The sequence below is a fragment of the Sphingopyxis bauzanensis genome, from assembly GCF_002205675.1.
In the GTDB taxonomy this organism is placed as follows: domain Bacteria; phylum Pseudomonadota; class Alphaproteobacteria; order Sphingomonadales; family Sphingomonadaceae; genus Sphingopyxis; species Sphingopyxis bauzanensis.
In genome coordinates, this window is sequence record NZ_NISK01000001.1 from 119,054 (window position 1) to 138,315 (window position 19,262).

The following is a 19,262-nucleotide window of genomic DNA, read 5'->3' on the forward strand; positions in this document are numbered from 1 at the left end:
GATTATGCGTAGCGCGTGATTATGCGGAGTGGGGTGATGGAAGTGGCGGTTATCTGGCGCTTTTTCTGTGTTCCTGCTCCACATAATAACGGCGGCGGTGCCGCAGCCCCTCGCCGGGTAGCGGGCGCCGCGGGCTAAGGTCACCGCGACCAGATCAGCGCATGCTCGCCATTTTCACCTTCGAAGACCCATCGGCACCTCAAGTCGGCTCGGCATGTGGGTCCGCCATCAGTGATGCGATCAGCGCGTCAGGCGCATTGAACCGACCGCGTCGAAGTGCCGGCGGGAGCACCGCCTCGACCGCCTCGAGCTTCTCGGTCGGGTCCATCCGCAGATACACTTCGGTGGTCCGGATGTCGGCATGACCGAGCCACAACGCGACCTTGCGGATGTCGCGCGTGGCCTGGAGCATGATAACCGCACAGCTGTGCCGCAACAGGTGCGGCGTCAGCGTGCGTCCCGCCAGGGTCGGGCAGGTTCGCGCCGCGGTCACGGCATGCTTTGCCAGGATGTATTCGAACCCGGCCCGTGTCATCGCGTCGTCCCGCGCATTGACGAACAGTTCCGGCACGGGTGCCGGGCCGCGAACTGTGAGCCAGGCACGAACGTCTCGCGCCGTCTCCTTCCAGAGCGGAAGACTTCGCTCGCGACGGCCCTTGCCCATTACCAAGATATTGGGCGTAGGCTGCAATGTGACGTTTTTCAGGCGCAGACCGACCAGCTCGGATACGCGCAGGCCGGCTGCGAAGCAGACGTGCAGCATGGCTCGATCGCGGATTCCCGAGCGCGTGCGGAGGTCGGGAGCATCGAGCACCGCCTGCACCTCCGGCATCGTCAGATGGCGGATCAACTTCTGGTCGTACCGTTTGCCCGGGATCGCATTGATCTGTGCGACCTGCTCGAGCGCACGGGGATATTTGAGTTCAACGTAGCGCATGAACGCCTTGATTGCGGCGAGCCGGACGTTGCGGGTGGCGGGGCTGTTACCGCGCTCGCGCTCTATATAGCCGAGGAACGCGAGCACCATGTCGGCGTCGATCTCTTCGAGCGTGAGCTGTGATGGCCGCGTTCGCAGTCGATGGGCCGCGAACGCGAACAGCAGCTTGAAGCTGTGCGCATAGGTGTCGCAGCTGTGGGGACTGAGGCCGCGCTGGCGCGGCATATGTTCGCGCAGAAAGCCGGTGATGAGCGGGGCGATCGGCGTCATGCACACCTCCCCAGGGTGAGCATTTCGGCCGCAGCCGCGATGTCGCCCATCAACTCGGGCACCGCTTCCAGATACCAGTAGGTGTGCCGGATGTGGCCGTGTCCGAGGTAGGTCGAGAGCGCGACGAAGTCACGCGCCACCTCTTCCCGTCCGGCAGCGCATTGCTCCAGCACACGCGTCGCGAACGTATGGCGAAGATCGTGCATGCGCGGTCGACGCGGTCGATCGACCGCGACCCCGGCCGTCCGCAAGACGGTATGGAACGCGGCGCGGGCCGTCCCCCAAGGTAGGGGCCGGCCACATTCTGTCAGGAACAGGTGGCCTTCGAGAACGCCGTAATAGCGTTCGCGGACCCTCAGATAGGCTTCGAGCCTTGCCAGGACGCTCGGATGGAGCGGGACGAGCCGGTTCTTGTTGAACTTGGTCGCGCGGATATGCAGCACCCCGTCCGCGAGCACGTCTTCGAGCCGCAGCTTGAGCGCCTCGGATATTCGCAGTCCGGTCGCAGCGAGCAGGCCGAACAGCATCTCGAAGGTGAGGGGTTTGAGCGGATTGAGCCGGGTCGCACGCAGCTCGCGTGCGGACATGAGCATCCGCTCCACCTCGCCCTGCGAGAAGATATAGGGCGCCGGCCTCGATCGCGACCGATAGAACAGACGGTGCTGCGGCACCTCGTGCCCAGCGTCTTCGGCACGGAGGAAGCGGGCGAACACGGCCAGCTCCTGGAGCCTTCGATAATAACTGTCCTGGGTCGAGGACTTCGCCGCCGCCCATGCCAACGCGGTGTCGCTGCGCACATGGACGTCACCGACGCTCGCTGCATATTCTGCGAACGACGCCAGGTGATCGGCGGTTTTGCAGAGCTTGAAGCCGAGCGAACGGCGCAGCTCGATATAGCGATACGCGTCGTCGATCAGCATGCCGACCTCCCCGGCCAGGGCTGCGCGATGGCCGATAGAAGCGCGATGTCGACCTTGGCGTAATGCGCGGTCATCGCCCTGGCGCGGTGACGCAGAACGGTTCCCACGTCGCCAAGGCTGACCCCATGGCGCAGCATCGCGGTCGCTGCCGAATGGCGCAGGATATGGGCGCCTTTGTGCGGACAGTCGATACCGGCGCGCCGGTACGCGGCCGTTGCAAGGCATTTGACGGCGATGCGGTTGATGGGTCTGAGCGGCGCGATCTCCGTCAGGAACAACGCGCGCGTCGGCATCGCTGGCCGCGCACGCTCTATATAAGCGATGATCGCGTCGCCGACCTCCTGGCTGAGCGGGAGCAGTTCTTCGCGCCGACTTTTCCCGAGCAGACGGATGCTGCCTTGGCGCCAGTCGATGTCATCGAACGTCAGCCGGGCGACCTCGCTCGCGCGCAGTCCGAGCCGCACGAGCAGGAGGATAATCGCGCGATCGCGCAGGCGCCGCTCCCCCTCGCACGCGGCGAGGATCCGGACGATATCGGCGTCGGGCAGGAACCGCGGGATCGATGTCAGCTGCCAGGTCGCGGCTCTGGGCATGGCATGATCAAGCCCCGGTTGGCATCGCCCGGTCGCGATCAGGAAGCGCAGGAACGCGCGGACCCCGACCCCGATGCCGTTCAGACGGGCGCCGGATACAGTGCCCGCGCGCCCCAGCATGAAGCGGCGGATCGCGGCGGCATCATAGACAGCAGGGTCATCGCCGAGCTGGGCGATGAACGGCAGGATCGCGCCACGATAGGTACCGAGCGTCGTCTCCGCGAGGCCATGTTGCTCGCGCGCCCAGCGCGCAAACTCGATCATGAGAGCCGGATCGGACCGCTCGGGCAGACGCGGCAGGGCACCGCAGCCCTCCAGATATGCGATGAACAGCTTGGCGGTTTCCACGGCATCCTTGTTGACATCGCCACGGAACCGGGGCCGGTATCCGGCCCTGATCATAGCGAACGATGCCGCATGCGCCTCGCGGATTGTGTCCAGCGCATAGCTGTTCTCGCGCGCCCACTGCGTCCAGCTTGCAAGCAGCCGTACCCTCTCGATGATAGTGAGCGGCGTATAACGTCGCTCGCGGAGCCATTCCGCAAAGTCGTCCGCATGATCCGCCGCCATTCCGGCCTTCAACCGTTCCCCGACAACGCTCTTCGTTGGCTGATCGACACCTCTTGGCATACCGCCTCCTCTTTTTGGTGGAGGCGGGACTATGACCCGACGTGCCTGGTATTCGGAACGCCGCAACTATTCGGACATCCGTTATCGTTACACGAGCATGCGCTGCTCTGGTCGCGGTGACCTTAGCCCGCGGCGCCCGCTACCCGGCGAGGGGCTGCGGCACCGCCGCCGTTATTATGTGGAGCAGGAACACAGAAAAAGCGCCAGATAACCGCCACTTCCATCACCCCACTCCGCATAATCACGCGCTACGCATAATCGACGCCTTCGGAATAAACCCGGTAATCGGGCTGGACGTCGCCGCTCTTGGAGCGGTTGGTGCGGATCTCGATCGCCGCGCGGATCGTGAGAGTTTTCAACTGGCCCACGAAGCCTTCTTCGATGGTGCCGTTCACAAAGCCGATAGCTGCCATTGGTCGTCTCCTTCAAACTGCCGCGGGACCATCCCTGCGACATGGGCGGACAAGGGACCGGCGCATGAGGCGATCCGCGAACCCGCAAGGGCCGCAGCGCAGCGGAGGAGTGCGACGCCGCGATTATTTGAAGCGCAGCGACCGCGAGGAGGCGGCGCAGCCGGCGGGGAAATAATCGCGCCGCCGCACTTTCGCGGGGCGCCGTGCCGGTCCAGGTCGATCGCCCATCGACGGGGATGGTCTTCGGCTTGATCAAGGCAGTCACTAACAGCACCGGATTAGTAACGTCATGAGAGCAGGATGCCCAAGCGGAACACACGCCTCAATGCGCCAGAGACACATCGTCAAGGACGGTTCAACGCAGACGTTCCGCGATTGTTGTTATTCCGACGCCATAGCGCGAGTTGGACAACCCACCGGGTCATCGGGAAATGCACAATCTGGAGCGCCATCACTCCGTTTTGGCGGATCTGTACAATCCTGCCCGACCGGCAACGGCCATAGGCCTCGCAACACGAACTTTCGTCGGACGCTCCCTGATTGCGACCCAGGGGACCGTTCGGTGGTGGGGGGCGATATTCTGCAACGCAGACCATCGTTTAAGGCGGCGCGATTTATCGTGCCGCCTTTTTTCCTTGCCGAGTCCGCGCGCCGTCGCCGCTTGCGGCGGCGGCGCGCCAAAAATGAAAGCGCCGCGCTGGCCCGAAGGGACAGCGCGTCCGTTACCGGTGAGGGAACAATAGGCGGGCGACCAAAAGCCGCCCGCCTATTGTTATGCCGCCAATGGCGGTTCGTCGGTTTCCGGTCCGCTGCTGTCCTCGGTGAGAGGCACAATGCTCGCGGAGAGATCGAAAGCCACACGCGCCGCAGCCTTCACGCTGCCGACACCGCCGCGAGACGTGTAGGCAGTCGGCGGGAACGCCATCCACTGCGGAACCCACGGCTCGGCCTTCGCCCGACCGTTCTCGCCCGCAAGGCAATCGGCGATGATCGCTTTCAGCGCCTTACCCTTCTCACCGGCGTTTGCTGCTGCGACCTCCGCGCCCGCGACCTCGCCGACGATGGCGAGCAGCACTTCGCGGTCGCGAAGCTGGTCGAAGAACGCCGCGTCGGCTTGCCAGTGCTGGTGCATGTCGGTGCCGAGATGAAGGCCGATCATTTCCACCGCCTCGCTGCCCGCTTGCAGCGTCTCGCCCATGACGATTGCGATAATCTCCATTACTACGGGGTCGGGAAGTTCGAGCAACCGAGCGAACAAGGGAGCAAAAGGGGGACGGTGATAACCCTTGCCGGTAACGGTCGGGGCGTCTTCGTCGAAACCAAGCACGGCGAGCACGGCACGGCGCTTCGTATCGAAAGCGGTTTCGGCGGAGCAGGTCTCGACACTCTCGGCAATTTCTTCTTTCGGAGCGCGCTGCGCCTCGACATCGACCCGCCACAGGTCTGCGCCCGCAATGACGTGCGCGGCCATCGCTCGGAGTGCGACACCGGTATGTGCCAGCAGGTCGGCGCGCACCGCCGCATGGCGATGAAGATCGATATAGGCATTGAGCGGACCCGACACCTCGGGACGCGATGGCTTCTCGGAGATGGCAACACCCTCCCCGCTGCCGCTGGAAAGCCGCTTCGCTTCCTTTGCGGTGACAAAGCCCTCGTGGAAGCTGACCTCGCCGCTCTCGCGAACCTCGACATAGACACGACCGCCCTTGCGCTTGCCAGCGTAGGCATGATCCCACTCGCGGAACCACTGGCCGCGCTCCATGATGATCACGTCGGACCATCCGGCCTCAAGATAGTCGGCCTTGCGGGAATCGACCGCTGCCATCTGCGCCGCCCAGAACGCATCGCTGTCGGCAAAGAACCGATCCTCGCCGAACAGGTCGGCAACAATGCTGCCCTTGAAAGCCTCGACGTCGAACAAGGCATGCGTAACCGCAATGGCCGTGCCGCCAAACAGCCACGCCTTGAGTTGATGGCCGGTTGGGCAATAGGCGCTCTCGTCATCGAACAGTGCCAGCCATGCCTTCTGCTGGCTTTTCGATGCAAGGGTCAGATGCCGCACCGTGTTCACGTCGATCTGACCGCCGCGATAGAGGGTGCGGATGCGCGGCAAGAGATTGCCGAGCGCAAGGATGCGCTTCACCGCGCTCGGCTCGAACCCGAACGTATCGGCCACCTCCTCCACGCTGCGCCCTGTTTTGACCAGCGCCACAAACGCTTCCCACTGGCTGACCTCGTCAGGACGGACCCGCGCCAGATTTTCGAGCATCGATGCTTCGAGCGCATCGGCATCGTCACCTTCGTCGAGGATCGCACACGGGATCGGCTTCACCGCTCCGCCCTCGCGCACAACGGCGTTGACGGCGGTAAAGCGGCGACGTCCCGCGACGATCTCGAACCGGCCTTCGGCGCAGTTGGGACGAACGAGCAGCGGAACCAGTACACCCCGCGCGCGAATGCTCGGGAGCAGGTCGGACACATCGGGGTCTTTGCCCTTCCCCCGCATGTTGGCGGCGGCAATCGACAGATGGTCCACATCGATAAAATCGAGCTTCATGATTTTCTTCCTTTCCTTCCACCACACCCGGCCCCGGACGGCGGGGCGGGCGGCGAGGAAAGGCGACGGGACCGCGCTCAAGGACGGCGCGCACCCGCAGGGCCGCAACGCAGTGGAGGAGCCGACGCGTAGCGGCGGCTTGCGCACCGTCCGAGCGGTCCCACAGCCGTGCGCCGACTGCCACGCAGTCCGTGGCCGGCCAACGACCAGCGCCGCTGCGCTTTAGCGCGACGTCATCATCGGACAACAAACGCGCCCTTGTCGCAACCGCCGGCGCCGCGGCGTGCGCGGACCGGTGGCGGGTCGGGGGTGGCGAATCCACGCCCGGAACAGCGCTATGCGCTGTTTACCCGCCGCAAGGGCTGCGCGCCCACGACGCCAAGAAGCGAGACAAGAGCGCGGTGCGGCCAACCGTGAAAACGCGCGACCTCTGGCGGCGCCTGTCTCCGCCAGTGTGCGCTCATTTGAGGCCGCGCCCCGCCTCACCACCCTCAAGACCTCACCACCCTCAAGAACTACCGCGGCGCTCAAGCCGCCACAAGCGATTGGGCTTCATCCATTTTGCTGGCGCGCAGTGCGTCGAGATAATCGCTCCACCATTGGTGCATCGCAACTCGCTCATCCCAATAGCGTCCGCGATTGTAGATGCCGCGCACGGTGTTCGGGTCGGCATGAGCAAGCGAGCGCTCGATGGCGTCCGGGCTCCATTTCCCGCTTTCATTCAACAACGACGAAGCCGTGGTCCGAAGTCCGTGCGCTGTGACCTCGCCAGTCGCGTAGCCCATGCGTCGGAACGCCTGGTTGATCGTATTTTCGCTCATCGGGCGTTTCGACGTGTGAAAAGCTGGAAAGACGAAACCTTCCGGGCCGGTCAGCCCAAGTAGATCTTCCAGATAAGTGAGAACCTGCCGCGACAGGGGAACAGCATGTGGCCGACGCATTTTCATGCGCTCGGGCGGAACCGTCCAGATCGCGGCCGTCATGTCGATCTCGGTCCATAGCGCTTGTCGCAACTCGCCGGGCCGCATCATGACATGCGGCGCGATCTGACATGCAATGCGCGTGATCGCATTTCCGGAATAGGCGTCTATCGACCTCAACAGTTCACCGACACCCGCGGGGTCAAGAATCGCCGCGTGATGCGTCACTTTCGGTGTCACGAGAGCACCACGTAACACAGAAGTCGGATCGACTTCTCCTCGCCCGGTCGCCACGGCATAGCGGAAAACGCGGCTTGCGAACGACCGGCAACGCCGCGCGGTCTCGCGTTTGCCACGGGCCTCAAGCTTTTTGAGCGCGGCAAGCACCTCGATCGGCTTGATATCGGCAACCGGCATCGCGGCGATCGGCTTCAGTTGAGCTAGGAGCCAATTCGCTTTCACCGTCGTCGTTTCGGCGCGACCATCGGCGACCATCTTCTCGATATATTCCTTGGCGACGTCACCAAAGTTGTTCGCCGCCTTGAAAGCTGCGGTCAGCTTTTCTCGTCTCCGCTCGGCTGCAGGATCGAGGCCCTCGGCGAGTTGCTGCCGGGCTTCATCGCGCTTCCTTCTGGCAGAAGCCAATCCAATTTCGGGATAACTACCCAGCGATATGCGGCTTTCCTTGCCAAGGTGGCAGAAGCGAAAGCGCCACAGCTTGGCTCCCGAGGTCCGAACTTCAAGATATAGTCCGTCAGCATCCGGAACCTTATATGCCTTGTTTCGGGGCTTAAGCGCCCGAAGGCGAACATCGCTCAACGCCATCTATCAACTCCTGCATCGATCTGTCTCGATGGTCGGAGGATTCGCCACTCAATCCTTGGCACACGGGTCACCGATTTGGGCACATGCGACGTGACCCGTTTCGTGACCCGTTTTTTGCCGAGATGGAGTGAAATCTCTCTGGACGACACAAAACAGAACCAAGAGAAAAATGGCAGATTTCTGCCATTTTTTCAAGGGTTCTTGGATGTTATGAGAAGGGTAAATGGTGCCCAGAAGAGGACTCGAACCTCCACGACCTTGCGATCGCCAGCACCTGAAGCTGGTGCGTCTACCAATTCCGCCATCTGGGCACGGGGTAGGAGCGGGCGCTTAGCGGGGGGGCTGGCGGCTTGTCAACCGCGGTCCGGCGATCGTGGCATATTTTATCGCAAAGGTTCCCGTTTCAGGCCATCAGGTGGCCGTCGCCCCTTGCCCCCTCCCCCGCTTCGCGGCATGGGGAAGCGATCGGGCGCACGCTGCGCCACCCACACAGAATTGATAACAGGCGGATGCAATGCAGAAACTCGACGGGCAATTGATCACGGTGCTGGGCGGTGGCGGCTTCGTCGGCCGCTATGTCGTGCAGCGCCTGCTCGCACGCGGCGTCCGCGTCCGCATCGCGCAGCGCAACCCGCGCGCCGCGACCTTTCTGAAACCGCTCGGCGGGCTGGGCCAGACGCAGTTCGTCACCGCCGATGTCCGCGACCCCGCCAGCATCGCGCGTGCGGTCCAAGGCAGCGACGCGGTGATCAACCTGGTCGGCGCGTTCGACAATATGCAGGCAGTGCAGGCCGATGGCGCGGGGCATGTCGCCGGGGCAGCCAAATCCGCTGGGGTGCGCGCCCTCGTCCATATCTCGGCGATTGGCGCCGACCGCGACAGCGCGTCGGCCTATGGTCGCAGCAAAGGCGATGGCGAAGCCGCGGTGCGCGCGGCGTTTCCCGCTGCCGTGATCCTGCGCCCGTCGATCATCTTTGGCCGCGAGGACCAGTTTATCAATCGCTTTGCGGCGATGATCCGCATGGCGCCGGTGATCCCGGTGGTGGCGCCGAACGCGAAGTTCCAGCCGGTCTATGTCGGCGACGTCGCCGATGCTGTCGTCGCCGCGCTGGGCGATGCCGCGGCGGGGCAGACCTTTGAGCTGGGCGGGCCGCAGGTGCTGACCATGGGCGAATTGCAGCGCTGGATCGCCGATGCGACGGGCCGCTCGCCGCTGTTTGTCGATGTGCCGGATGCCGTCGCCGGGGCGGTTGCATCGGGTCTCGGCTGGGCGCCGGGCGCCCCGATCACCAAGGATCAGTGGCTGATGCTGCAAAAGGACAATGTCGTCGCCGCTGGCGCCGCAGGGCTGGCCGAGCTTGGCGTTGCGCAGACCTCGCTGGCTGCGGTCGCCGACGACTGGCTAGTGCAATATCGCCGCCACGGCCGCTTTGCGGTGCAAAAGCCCGCCTGACCCAACCAACCGGGCGACGCCCTGCCCCCACCCGATCGTTGGGTCGTCCGGGGTGATCAACCTCAGGACCATTTATGCACGACCTTGCGACCATCATCCTGCTTGGCATCATCGAGGGGTTGACCGAATTTTTGCCGGTGTCCTCGACCGGCCACCTGATCCTCGCCGCCGAACTGCTCGGCTTTACCGGCGAAGGGTCGGCGGCGTTCAAGATCTCGATCCAGCTCGGCGCGATCCTTGCAGTGCTCGTCGCCTATCGGCAGCGGTTCTGGGATGTCGGCATGGGGCTGCTGCGCGCCGATCCTGACGCGATCGCCTTTACCCGCAACATCCTGATCGGTTTCCTGCCCGCAATGCTGATCGGCGCAGTCGCGTACGAAGGGATCCGCGCACTGCTCCAGTCGCCGACGACCGTCGCGGTCGCGCTGATCGTTGGCGGCGTCGTGATCCTCGCGATCGAGCGTATGGTCAAGGTGGTGAAGGTCGAAAGCGTCGAGGCGATGCCGCTTCGGACCGCGATCATCATCGGCGTCGTCCAGTGCATCGCGATGATCCCCGGGGTCAGCCGCTCGGGCGCGACGATCATGGGCGCGCTGCTGATGGGGGTCGAGCGCAAGACCGCGGCAGAGTTCAGCTTTTTCCTCGCCGTCCCCACAATGCTGGGCGCGACTGTGTATTCGCTATGGAAAGACCGCCACATACTCGTGATCGACGATCTGACCGCAATCGCAATCGGGCTGGGCGTCGCGTTTGTCGTCGCGCTGGCGGTCGTGAAGGCGCTGGTGGCGATCGTCGGCCGCTTCGGCTTTGCGCCCTTTGCCTGGTATCGAATCGTTCTTGGCACGATCGCGCTGATCTGGCTTGGCCTGAGGTAGGACCGAAATGGGACTAGATTTGAAAGAAAATTGCGCCCGCGACGCCATCTCTCTCGATCGAGTGTAATTTTAGGACAGTTTACCTTACCTAACTGGCAATTCTTCCGTGACAGAGCCCGTCTGACCATGCATCTGGCCCGCATCGAAGGGGAAATTGCATGGCTGCCGATCGCATGCTTCAATTTGTGGAGCGCGAACAACATTACCCGGACAAGCGTTCCGCCGACGACAGAGCGCGAGATTTTCGCGAGATCGCCGAGCGCTACGCCGCGCCCGATGCCGACGAACAGGCTGCGCGCTGCTCGCAGTGCGGCGTCCCCTATTGCTCGGTGCATTGCCCGCTGCACAACCATATCCCCGACTGGCTGCGCCTGACCGCCGAAGGGCGGCTGCGCGAAGCCTATGAACTCAGCAACGCCACATCGACGATGCCCGAGATCTGCGGCCGCATCTGTCCGCAGGATCGCCTGTGCGAAGGCAATTGCGTCATCGAATTTTCGGGGCATGGCGCGGTAACGATCGGCAGCGTCGAGAAATATATCACCGACACCGCCTGGGCGGAGGGCTGGGTCGAGCCGCTACACCCCGGCAAAGTGACCGGCCAGTCGGTCGGCATCATCGGCGCTGGTCCCGCAGGGCTGACCGCCGCCGAATATCTGCGCGTCGCGGGGCATGAAGTGCATGTCTACGACCGCCACGACCGCGCCGGCGGGCTGCTCACCTATGGCATCCCCGGCTTCAAGCTGGAAAAAGACGTCGTGATGCGGCGCGTCGACCGGCTGGCTGAGGGCGGCATCCATTTTCATCTGGGGTTCGAGGTCGGCGGCGACGCGACGCTCGACGCGCTGCGCCAGAAGCATGACGCGCTGCTGATCGCCACCGGGGTATACAAGGCGCGAGAGATAAAGGTTCCCGGCAACGAAGCCGAAGGAGTCATCGCCGCGCTCGACTATCTGGTCGCGTCGAACCGCAAGGGCTTTGGCGATGCGGTTCCGGCGTTCGACGACGGCCGCCTTGACGCCGCGGGCAAGCACGTCGTCGTCATCGGCGGCGGCGACACCGCAATGGACTGCGTCCGCACCGCGGTACGGCAGGGCGCCAAGTCGGTGAAATGCCTCTACCGCCGCGACCGTGAAAATATGCCCGGCTCGCTGCGCGAAGTGTCGAACGCCGAGGAAGAAGGCGTCGACTTTGTTTGGCTGTCGGCGCCCGAAAGCTTCACCGCCGACAAAAGCGTCAAGCAGGTCGCGGTCGCGGGCATGCGCCTTGGTGCGCCCGATGCCAGCGGTCGCCGCAGCCCTGAGGTCGATCCCGGCCGCACCTTCGACCTGCCCGCCGACATGGTGATCAAGGCGCTAGGCTTCGATCCCGAGGAACTGCCCAATTTGTTCGGCGCTCCCGACCTCAGCGTCACGCGCTGGGGCACGCTGCGGGTCGATCATCAGACGATGATGACCAGCCTGCCCGGCGTTTTTGCCGCCGGCGACATCGTCCGGGGTGCCAGCCTGGTCGTCTGGGGCATCCGCGACGGCCGTGATGTCAGCGACCAGATGGCAAAGTGGTTGAAAGCCAAAGCCAAAAGCGAAAAGAAGGCAGCATGACCAACAGGGGAAGGAATTCATGATGTCGAAATTCAAAACGATGCTGCTCGCCGGGACGTTCGCGCTGGCACCCCTGGCCGCTACCGCGCAGGAAGCACCCGTGGCCGAAGTCGTTGCCGATGATGCTCAAGCTGATGTCAACAGCGAAGACTTTGCCATCGATACCAAGGCGAAGATGCAGAAGGACATGGATGCGGCAATCGCGCTGGTTGAAAAGATGTTCGACACCAGCAGCTTGCCGCCGATCGAGCCCGCTCGCCTGACGCTCGCGCAGCAGACGATGGGGGCTCTAATCCCCGCCGGCAGCCTCGAGAAGATGATCGACAACCTCTATGGCAAGATGTTCAAGACGATCATGGCAGAGCTTGGCGGCCAGTCGGACCTGATGCTGTCGATCAAGACCGGGGTCGAAAGCGACAAGATTGCCACGCTCGACGAGGCAACAAAGAACAAGATCGCCGATATGTTCGACCCGCATCGCCAGGAACGCGAAGACCAGATCACGCGAGTGATCAAGCCGCTGATCAGCGAAGCCCTGACCGATCTGGAGCGGCCGATGCGCGACGGCATGGCCAAGGCCTATGCCCGCAAGTTCAGCGCGGCGCAGCTCACCGACCTCAACAGCTTCCTCGCGACGTCCACAGGCCGCCTCTATGCCAGCGAATGGATGGCCTTGCAGGCCGACCCCGAAGTGATGGTCGCGGTGATGAAGGCGCTGCCGCCCATGGTCACCAAATTCATGGACCGCGGACCGCAGATCGAAAAGGAAATGAAGGAACTGCCCAAGGAAAAGCAGCTATCCGACTTCAGCGACAAGGAACTCGCCTCGCTCGCCAAGCTGATGAAGGTCGATGTGAAGGTGCTGAAAGAGCAGCGCGACATGTCGAAGACCGATGTGATGGAAGCGACCGACGCTGCGGATGCTGCCGCCGATGCCTCGTATGACGGCAGCGCCGCCGACGCGGCGGCAGACGCCGCCGATGCCGCAGCAGATGCCGCTGCGGCCGCTACTGATTATGCCAGCGAAGACCCCGCCTACGACCGCAGCAACTGGTCGGCCGCCGATCTGAAGCGCGTCGAAGACCTGGAGGCTGCCTCGGCCGCCGCCGCCACTGCCTATCTCGAAGCCGAGGCCGAAGCCGCGAACAAGGCGCGCAAACGGCTGGACAAAGCCCCCTCCGAATAGGCGCCAGCCTATACCGTCAGGACGACAAAGATGACCCACTACCCCACCCCCGAACACGCCCGGCTTGCCGAGCACGGCATGTATCGCCCCGACCTGGAATCCGATGCCTGCGGCGTCGGCATGGTCGCGGCGACCGACGGTAAGGCGTCGCGCCGCGTCGTCGAGGCGGCAATCGAGGCGCTGCGTGCCGTCTGGCACCGGGGCGCGGTCGATGCCGACGGCAAGACCGGGGATGGCGCGGGCATCCATGTCGACCTGCCGGTCCGTTTCTTCGACGATGCAATCGCCGCGTCGGGCCATAAAGTGCGCCCGAACCGTCTCGCCGTCGGCATGATCTTCCTGCCACGCACCGACCTGGAGGCGCAGGAGCATTGCCGCACCATCGTCGAGGCCGAGATCATCGACGCGGGCTTCACCATCTATGGCTGGCGCCAGGTGCCGGTCGACGTATCGGTGATCGGCGACAAGGCGCAGCGCACGCGCCCCGAAATCGAGCAGATCATGATCGCCGGGCCGCTCCCCGACGAAGCGTCGCTCGCCGAGTTCGAAAAGCAGCTCTATCTGGTCCGCCGCCGGATCGAGAAAAAGGTGATCGCCGCCCAGATCGCTGATTTTTACGTGTGCAGCCTGTCGTGCCGCTCGATCATCTACAAGGGGCTATTCCTCGCCGAGAGCCTCGCTGATTTCTATCCCGACCTGACGAGCAAGCTGTTCGAAAGCCGCGTCGCGATTTTCCACCAGCGTTATTCGACCAACACCTTCCCGCAATGGTGGTTGGCGCAGCCGTTCCGCTGTCTTGCGCATAATGGCGAAATCAACACGATCCGCGGCAACAAGAACTGGATGAAAAGCCACGAGATCAAGATGGCAAGCCTCGCCTTCGGCGAGCATTCGGAAGATATCAAGCCGGTGATCCCCGCGGGCGCATCGGACACGGCGGCGCTCGACGCGGTGTTTGAAACATTGTGCCGCGCCGGGCGCGACGCGCCGACCGCAAAGCTGATCCTCGTCCCCGAGGCGTGGGTCAACGAACCCGAAATGCCCGATGCGCACAAGGCGATGTATAATTATCTCGCCAGCGTGATGGAGCCGTGGGACGGCCCCGCGGCGCTCGCGATGACCGATGGGCGCTGGGCGGTTGCGGGCATGGACCGCAACGCGCTCCGCCCGCTGCGCTACACGCTGACCGCGGATAATCTGCTCGTCGTCGGCTCCGAAAGCGGCATGGTCCTGCTACCCGAGGCGAGCATCCGCAAAAAAGGCCGCCTCGGCCCCGGCCAGATGATCGCGGTCGATCTGGAAAGCGGCACCCTCTACGAAGACCGCGCGATCAAGGACAAGATCGCGGGCGCGCATGACTACGGCGCACGCGTCAAAGGCTTCCGCACCATGGCCGACCTGCCCAAGGGCGGCAAATCGAGCCTGCCAGTCTTCGAGCGCAGCGATTTGCTGCGCCGCCAGGTCGCCGCGGGCCTGACCATGGAAGATATGGAGCTGATCCTCTCGCCGATGGTCGAGGATGCGAAGGAAGCGATCGGGTCGATGGGCGACGATACCCCGCTCGCGGTCATCTCCGACAAGCCACGCCACGTCGCGCAATTTTTCCGCCAGAATTTCAGCCAGGTCACCAACCCGCCGATCGACAGTCTGCGCGAACGGCATGTCATGAGCCTGAAGACGCGCTTTGCCAACCTCGCCAATATCCTCGATGAAAAGGGGCAAAGCGACCACGTCCTCGTGATCGACAGCCCCGTTCTCGTCGGCGACGACTGGGATCGCCTGCGCGCCTATTTCGGCGATGCCGTTGCCGACATCGATTGCACTTTCCCCGTCGGCGGCGATGCCGCGAGCTTGCGCGAGGCGATCGCGCGCGTCCGCCGCGAGGCCGAGGATGCGGTGCGCGCCGGACGCAGCGAGCTGTTCCTGACCGACCAGAGCATTGGCGAGGATCGCGTCGGCATGGCGATGGTGCTCGCCGCCGCCGCCGTCCACACCCATCTCGTCCGCAAGGGGCTGCGCAGTTACGCCTCGATCAACGTCCGCTCGGCCGAGGTGCTCGACACCCATGCCTTTGCGGTGCTGATCGGGGTCGGCGCGACCACAGTCCACGCTTATCTGTCCGAAGCCGCGATTGCCGACCGGCACGCGCGCGGACTCTTCGGCAGCACCCTGTCGCTCGACGATTGCCGCCTGCGCTTCCGCAAGGCGATAGACGACGGTCTGCTCAAGATCCTCGCCAAAATGGGGATCGCGGTGATCTCCAGCTATCGCGGCGGCTATAATTTCGAAGCGGTCGGCCTCTCCCGCGCGCTCGTCAACGATCTGTTCCCCGGCATGCCGGCGAAGATTTCGGGCGAAGGCTATCAATCGCTGTTCATCAACGCGACCGAGAAGCATGAAGCCGCGTTCGACCAGCGCGCCACCACCCTGCCTATCGGCGGTTTTTATCGCCAGCGCGCGGGCGGCGAGACGCACGCCTATTCGGCGCAACTGATGCATTTGTTGCAGACCGCGGTCGCGACCGACAGTTATTCTACCTATCTGCAATTCTCGCGCGGGGTCGCCGACCTGCCGCCCGTATACCTTCGCGATCTGATGGAATTCAACTATCCGGCGCAGGGCGTGTTGCTCGACAGCGTCGAGGCGATCACCGAGATCCGCAAGCGCTTCGTCACCCCCGGCATGTCGCTCGGCGCGCTGTCGCCCGAGGCGCATGAAACGCTGGCGATCGCGATGAACCGCATCGGCGCCAAGGCGGTGTCGGGCGAAGGCGGCGAAGCGCGCGAACGCTACCAGCCCTATGCCAATGGCGACAACGCCAACAGCAACATCAAGCAGATCGCGAGCGGCCGTTTCGGGGTCACCGCCGAATATCTTGGTGCCTGCGACGAGATCGAGATCAAGGTCGCACAGGGCGCCAAGCCCGGCGAGGGCGGCCAGCTTCCGGGCTTCAAGGTCACCGAGTTCATCGCGCGCCTGCGCCATGCAACGCCGGGTGTGACGCTGATCAGCCCGCCGCCGCATCACGACATCTATTCGATCGAGGATCTCGCGCAGCTCATCTACGACCTCAAGCAGATCAACCCGAAGGCGCGCGTCTGCGTGAAGCTCGTCAGCTCGGCGGGGATCGGGACCGTCGCGGCCGGCGTCGCCAAGGCACACGCCGACGTCATCCTCGTCGCGGGCAACACCGGCGGCACCGGCGCCAGCCCCCAAACTAGCGTCAAATATGCCGGCACCCCGTGGGAAATGGGCCTGTCCGAAGTCAACCAGGTGCTGACCTTGAATGGCTTGCGTCACCGGATCCGTCTGCGCACCGATGGCGGCCTCAAGACCGGGCGCGACATCGTCATCGCCGCGATCCTCGGCGCCGAGGAATATGGCATCGGGACGCTCAGTCTCGTTGCGATGGGTTGCATCATGGTGCGCCAGTGCCACAGCAACACTTGTCCCGTCGGCGTCTGCACGCAGGACGAAAAGCTGCGCGCGAAATTCACCGGCAGCCCCGAGAAAGTCATCAACCTGATGACGTTCATCGCCGAGGAAGTGCGCGAAATCCTCGCCAAGCTGGGCGTGACCAGCCTGGACGAGGTCATCGGCCGGACCGAATTGCTGCGCCAGGTCAGCCGCGGCGCCGAACATCTCGACGATCTCGACCTCAACCCGATCCTCGCCAAGGTCGACGCCCCCGACAACCAGCGCCGCTCGCACGGGCTGCTCCGCAACCCGGTCCCCGACAGCCTCGACGCGCAGATTCTCAGCGACGCAAAACCGCTGTTCGAGCGCGGCGAGCGGATGCAGCTGACCTATAATGTCCGCAACACTCACCGCGCCGTCGGCACCCGCCTGTCGGCCGAGGTCACGGCGAGGTTCGGCATGAACGGGCTCGCCGACAATCACGTCCAGGTCCGCCTGCGCGGCACCGCGGGCCAATCGCTCGGCGCCTTCCTGTGCAGCGGCATCACCCTCGAAGTGTTCGGCGACGCCAACGACTATGTCGGCAAAGGCCTGTCGGGCGGCCGCATCGTCGTACGCCCCACCGTGTCGAGCCCGCTGGTCAGCCAGCACAACAGCATCATAGGCAACACCGTCCTTTACGGCGCGACGTCGGGCACCTTGCTTGCGGCGGGTCAGGCGGGCGAGCGCTTCGCGGTCCGCAACTCGGGCGCCAAGGTCGTCGTCGAGGGCTGCGGCGCCAATGGCTGCGAATATATGACCGGCGGTACCGCGGTGATCCTCGGCCCCGTCGGCTCCAACTTCGGTGCCGGGATGACCGGCGGCATGGCCTTCATCCTCGACACCGACGGCCGGTTCGAACGCCGCGCCAATGCTGAATCGATCGTCTGGCAGCGGATCGAGAGCGCGCATTGGGAAGCGGTGGTGAAGGATCTGGTCGAAGATCATGCCAAGGCGACAGGAAGCAAATGGTCGAGCGAAATTCTTGCCGACTGGGATCGCTGGAAAGACCAGTTCTGGCAGGTGTGTCCGAAGGAAATGCTCTCGCGCCTGACTTGCCCGCTGAGCGATACCGAGACCGAGGTCGTCGCGGCAGAATAATCCTCCCGGTCGCACAGCGATGGGAAGGTGGCAGCGTAGACGCTGACGAGGAGCCATGGCGCAATGTTGCTGCCCCTCCACCATTCGCTCCGCGAACGGTCCCCCTCCCCATGGCTTCGCCACAGCGAGGACCGCTCAACCCGTTCCGGTTGCAGTTCATCGCAATGCGGCGGCACGTTCAGCCCAGCGAAAGCGTTACATCGCTAGACACCCGGCCTTTACCGAACCTTGCGTCCTCTGAAAGGATGACAGCCATGACCCGTTTCGCCCTGATCGCCCTTCCCCTGCTCGCGGTCGCCGCGCCGCTGCCTGCGGCCGCCGCCGACCCCGAACTGCGCGATACCGTCGCGACGCTGAACGATCCGGTGGCACAGGACCGCATGGCCGACACCATCACCGCGATCGTCGGCGCGCTGATGCAGATGCCGGTCGGCCCACTCGCCGACGCTATTGCCCGCGTCGACCCCGAATCCGACGCCGCCTATATCCCCCGCGATGCGACGCTGGGCGAGGTTGCGGGCCGCGATCCCGATTATGCCGATCGCATGGGCGCCGACGTCCGCGCGACAACGCGGATGGCCGGACAAGCTGCGTCGGCACTCGCAGTGTACGCGCCGGTGCTCAAGGACATGGCGCGCGATATGGCCGCGCAATGGGAACGCGAACGCGCCGTGCCGCGCCGCTAAGCGACAATCCACAACCGGAACGGCCGCACCGCGCCATAGCCGTTGCGCGGGGCGCCCCGCTGCCGCTATGCCAGACCCATGTGGCAACTCTATCAATTCCCGCTCTGTCCCTTTTCGCGCAAGGTTCGCCTGTTGCTGGGCGAAAAGGGCGTCGGTTATGAATTGGTCCGCGAATCGCCGTGGGAGCGCCGCGATGAATTCATCGACCTCAATCCCGCGGGCCGCACCCCCGTGATGGTCGATCAGGCGCGCGGCCAGGTGCTGATGGACAGCATGGCGATTTCCGAATATTTCGAAGAAACCGTCGAAGGCAAGGCGATGATCAACGGCACCGCGGCCAACCGTGCCGAAATCCGCCGCCTGACAGCGTGGTTCGACCATGATTTCTATTACGAAGTCACCGGCCCGTTGCTGTTCGAGCGGATGCAGAAACGCATTGTCCACCGCCAGCCCCCCGACGGCGGCGCGCTGCGCGAGGCGATGAAGGCGGCGAACAACCATCTCGACTATGTCGATTATCTCATCGACCACCGAACCTGGCTGGCCGGCGCAACGATGAGCCTCGCCGACCTGACCGCCGCGGCGCATATCTCGGTCGCTGACTATCTCGGCGGCATCGACTGGACCGGTCACGAGCAGACAAAAGGCTGGTATTCGGGCCTCAAATCCCGCCCCAGCTTTCGCCCGCTGCTGGCCGAGCGGATGGAAATCGTGACGCCGCCGAAATATTATGAGGATGTCGATTTCTGAGCTCCGTCATGGCGAGGAGCCGAAGGCGACGCGGCGATCCAGAGCCCGCGTAAGCCGCCCTGGATTGCTTGGCTACGCTCGCAGTGACG

13 protein-coding genes and 1 tRNA gene are annotated in these 19,262 nt (G+C 64.1%); 7 read left to right on the forward strand and 7 right to left on the reverse strand.

Annotated elements, in window-relative coordinates; translation table 11 throughout:
* Positions 1–199: 199 nt before the first annotated feature.
* From CDQ92_RS00570 to CDQ92_RS00605, 7 genes are all read right to left on the reverse strand, one after another.
* Complete coding sequence (locus tag CDQ92_RS00570) at positions 200–1,207, reverse strand: tyrosine-type recombinase/integrase (protein ID WP_088439143.1); 1,008 nt, start codon at positions 1,205–1,207, stop codon at positions 200–202.
* Positions 1,204–2,127 (reverse strand): tyrosine-type recombinase/integrase, encoded by a 924-nt coding sequence (locus CDQ92_RS00575; protein WP_088439145.1) that lies wholly within the window; start codon positions 2,125–2,127, stop codon positions 1,204–1,206. The genes CDQ92_RS00570 and CDQ92_RS00575 overlap by 4 nt, the downstream gene beginning before the upstream one ends.
* A complete protein-coding gene (locus CDQ92_RS00580) occupies positions 2,121–3,350 on the reverse strand; it encodes a tyrosine-type recombinase/integrase (RefSeq protein WP_088439147.1) in 1,230 nt (409 codons plus the stop codon). Before CDQ92_RS00580 ends, CDQ92_RS00575 begins: the two co-directional genes overlap by 7 nt.
* A 248-nt stretch (positions 3,351–3,598) precedes the next feature.
* Positions 3,599–3,763: a DUF736 family protein gene (locus CDQ92_RS00585; protein WP_088439149.1), complete on the reverse strand. Its 165-nt coding sequence runs from the start codon at positions 3,761–3,763 to the stop codon at positions 3,599–3,601.
* Between the two features lie 772 nt (positions 3,764–4,535).
* On the reverse strand, positions 4,536–6,320 hold the full coding sequence (locus tag CDQ92_RS00590; protein ID WP_088439151.1) for a ParB/RepB/Spo0J family partition protein: 1,785 nt from the start codon (positions 6,318–6,320) through the stop codon (positions 4,536–4,538).
* A gap of 527 nt (positions 6,321–6,847) precedes the next feature.
* Complete coding sequence (locus CDQ92_RS00600) at positions 6,848–8,065, reverse strand: tyrosine-type recombinase/integrase (RefSeq protein ID WP_088439155.1); 1,218 nt, start codon at positions 8,063–8,065, stop codon at positions 6,848–6,850.
* A 224-nt stretch (positions 8,066–8,289) separates the two neighbouring features.
* A tRNA-Leu gene (locus tag CDQ92_RS00605) sits at positions 8,290–8,376 on the reverse strand.
* A gap of 203 nt (positions 8,377–8,579) precedes the next feature.
* Here CDQ92_RS00605 and CDQ92_RS00610 point away from each other — a divergent pair.
* The 7 genes from CDQ92_RS00610 (at position 8,580) to CDQ92_RS00640 (ending at position 19,173) form a co-directional block, all read left to right on the forward strand.
* Positions 8,580–9,518 carry a complex I NDUFA9 subunit family protein gene (locus CDQ92_RS00610; protein WP_088439157.1) on the forward strand — a complete coding sequence of 313 codons (939 nt, stop codon included), beginning with the start codon at positions 8,580–8,582 and terminating at the stop codon, positions 9,516–9,518.
* Between the two features lie 74 nt (positions 9,519–9,592).
* Positions 9,593–10,393, forward strand: coding sequence for an undecaprenyl-diphosphate phosphatase (locus tag CDQ92_RS00615; protein ID WP_088439159.1), 801 nt, complete (start codon positions 9,593–9,595; stop codon positions 10,391–10,393).
* Between the two features lie 158 nt (positions 10,394–10,551).
* Positions 10,552–11,994, forward strand: a complete 1,443-nt coding sequence (locus tag CDQ92_RS00620; RefSeq protein ID WP_088439161.1) for an NAD(P)-dependent oxidoreductase — start codon at positions 10,552–10,554, stop codon at positions 11,992–11,994.
* Positions 11,995–12,013: 19 nt separating this feature from the next.
* The gene (locus CDQ92_RS00625) at positions 12,014–13,180 is read left to right on the forward strand and encodes a DUF2059 domain-containing protein (RefSeq protein ID WP_088439163.1); all 1,167 of its coding nucleotides are present in this window, start codon (positions 12,014–12,016) and stop codon (positions 13,178–13,180) included.
* Positions 13,181–13,210: 30 nt separating this feature from the next.
* Positions 13,211–17,737, forward strand: coding sequence for a glutamate synthase large subunit (gene gltB, locus CDQ92_RS00630; protein WP_088439165.1), 4,527 nt, complete (start codon positions 13,211–13,213; stop codon positions 17,735–17,737).
* A gap of 254 nt (positions 17,738–17,991) precedes the next feature.
* The gene (locus CDQ92_RS00635; protein ID WP_088439167.1) at positions 17,992–18,423 is read left to right on the forward strand and encodes a hypothetical protein; all 432 of its coding nucleotides are present in this window, start codon (positions 17,992–17,994) and stop codon (positions 18,421–18,423) included.
* A 78-nt stretch (positions 18,424–18,501) separates the two neighbouring features.
* Positions 18,502–19,173, forward strand: coding sequence for a glutathione S-transferase family protein (locus tag CDQ92_RS00640; protein ID WP_088439169.1), 672 nt, complete (start codon positions 18,502–18,504; stop codon positions 19,171–19,173).
* The last annotated feature ends 89 nt before the right edge of the window (positions 19,174–19,262 follow it).

What these genes read in the sequence shown, in the direction of transcription:
- CDQ92_RS00570 (WP_088439143.1), bottom strand. Translation starts at nt 1,207, where the DNA reads ATGACGCCGATCGCCCCGCTCATCACCGGCTTTCTGCGCGAACATATG.
- CDQ92_RS00575 (WP_088439145.1), bottom strand. Translation starts at nt 2,127, where the DNA reads ATGCTGATCGACGACGCGTATCGCTATATCGAGCTGCGCCGTTCGCTC.
- CDQ92_RS00580 (WP_088439147.1), bottom strand. Translation starts at nt 3,350, where the DNA reads ATGCCAAGAGGTGTCGATCAGCCAACGAAGAGCGTTGTCGGGGAACGG.
- CDQ92_RS00585 (WP_088439149.1), bottom strand. Translation starts at nt 3,763, where the DNA reads ATGGCAGCTATCGGCTTTGTGAACGGCACCATCGAAGAAGGCTTCGTG.
- CDQ92_RS00590 (WP_088439151.1), bottom strand. Translation starts at nt 6,320, where the DNA reads ATGAAGCTCGATTTTATCGATGTGGACCATCTGTCGATTGCCGCCGCC.
- CDQ92_RS00600 (WP_088439155.1), bottom strand. Translation starts at nt 8,065, where the DNA reads ATGGCGTTGAGCGATGTTCGCCTTCGGGCGCTTAAGCCCCGAAACAAG.
- CDQ92_RS00610 (WP_088439157.1), top strand. Translation starts at nt 8,580, where the DNA reads ATGCAGAAACTCGACGGGCAATTGATCACGGTGCTGGGCGGTGGCGGC.
- CDQ92_RS00615 (WP_088439159.1), top strand. Translation starts at nt 9,593, where the DNA reads ATGCACGACCTTGCGACCATCATCCTGCTTGGCATCATCGAGGGGTTG.
- CDQ92_RS00620 (WP_088439161.1), top strand. Translation starts at nt 10,552, where the DNA reads ATGGCTGCCGATCGCATGCTTCAATTTGTGGAGCGCGAACAACATTAC.
- CDQ92_RS00625 (WP_088439163.1), top strand. Translation starts at nt 12,014, where the DNA reads ATGATGTCGAAATTCAAAACGATGCTGCTCGCCGGGACGTTCGCGCTG.
- gltB (WP_088439165.1), top strand. Translation starts at nt 13,211, where the DNA reads ATGACCCACTACCCCACCCCCGAACACGCCCGGCTTGCCGAGCACGGC.
- CDQ92_RS00635 (WP_088439167.1), top strand. Translation starts at nt 17,992, where the DNA reads ATGACCCGTTTCGCCCTGATCGCCCTTCCCCTGCTCGCGGTCGCCGCG.
- CDQ92_RS00640 (WP_088439169.1), top strand. Translation starts at nt 18,502, where the DNA reads ATGTGGCAACTCTATCAATTCCCGCTCTGTCCCTTTTCGCGCAAGGTT.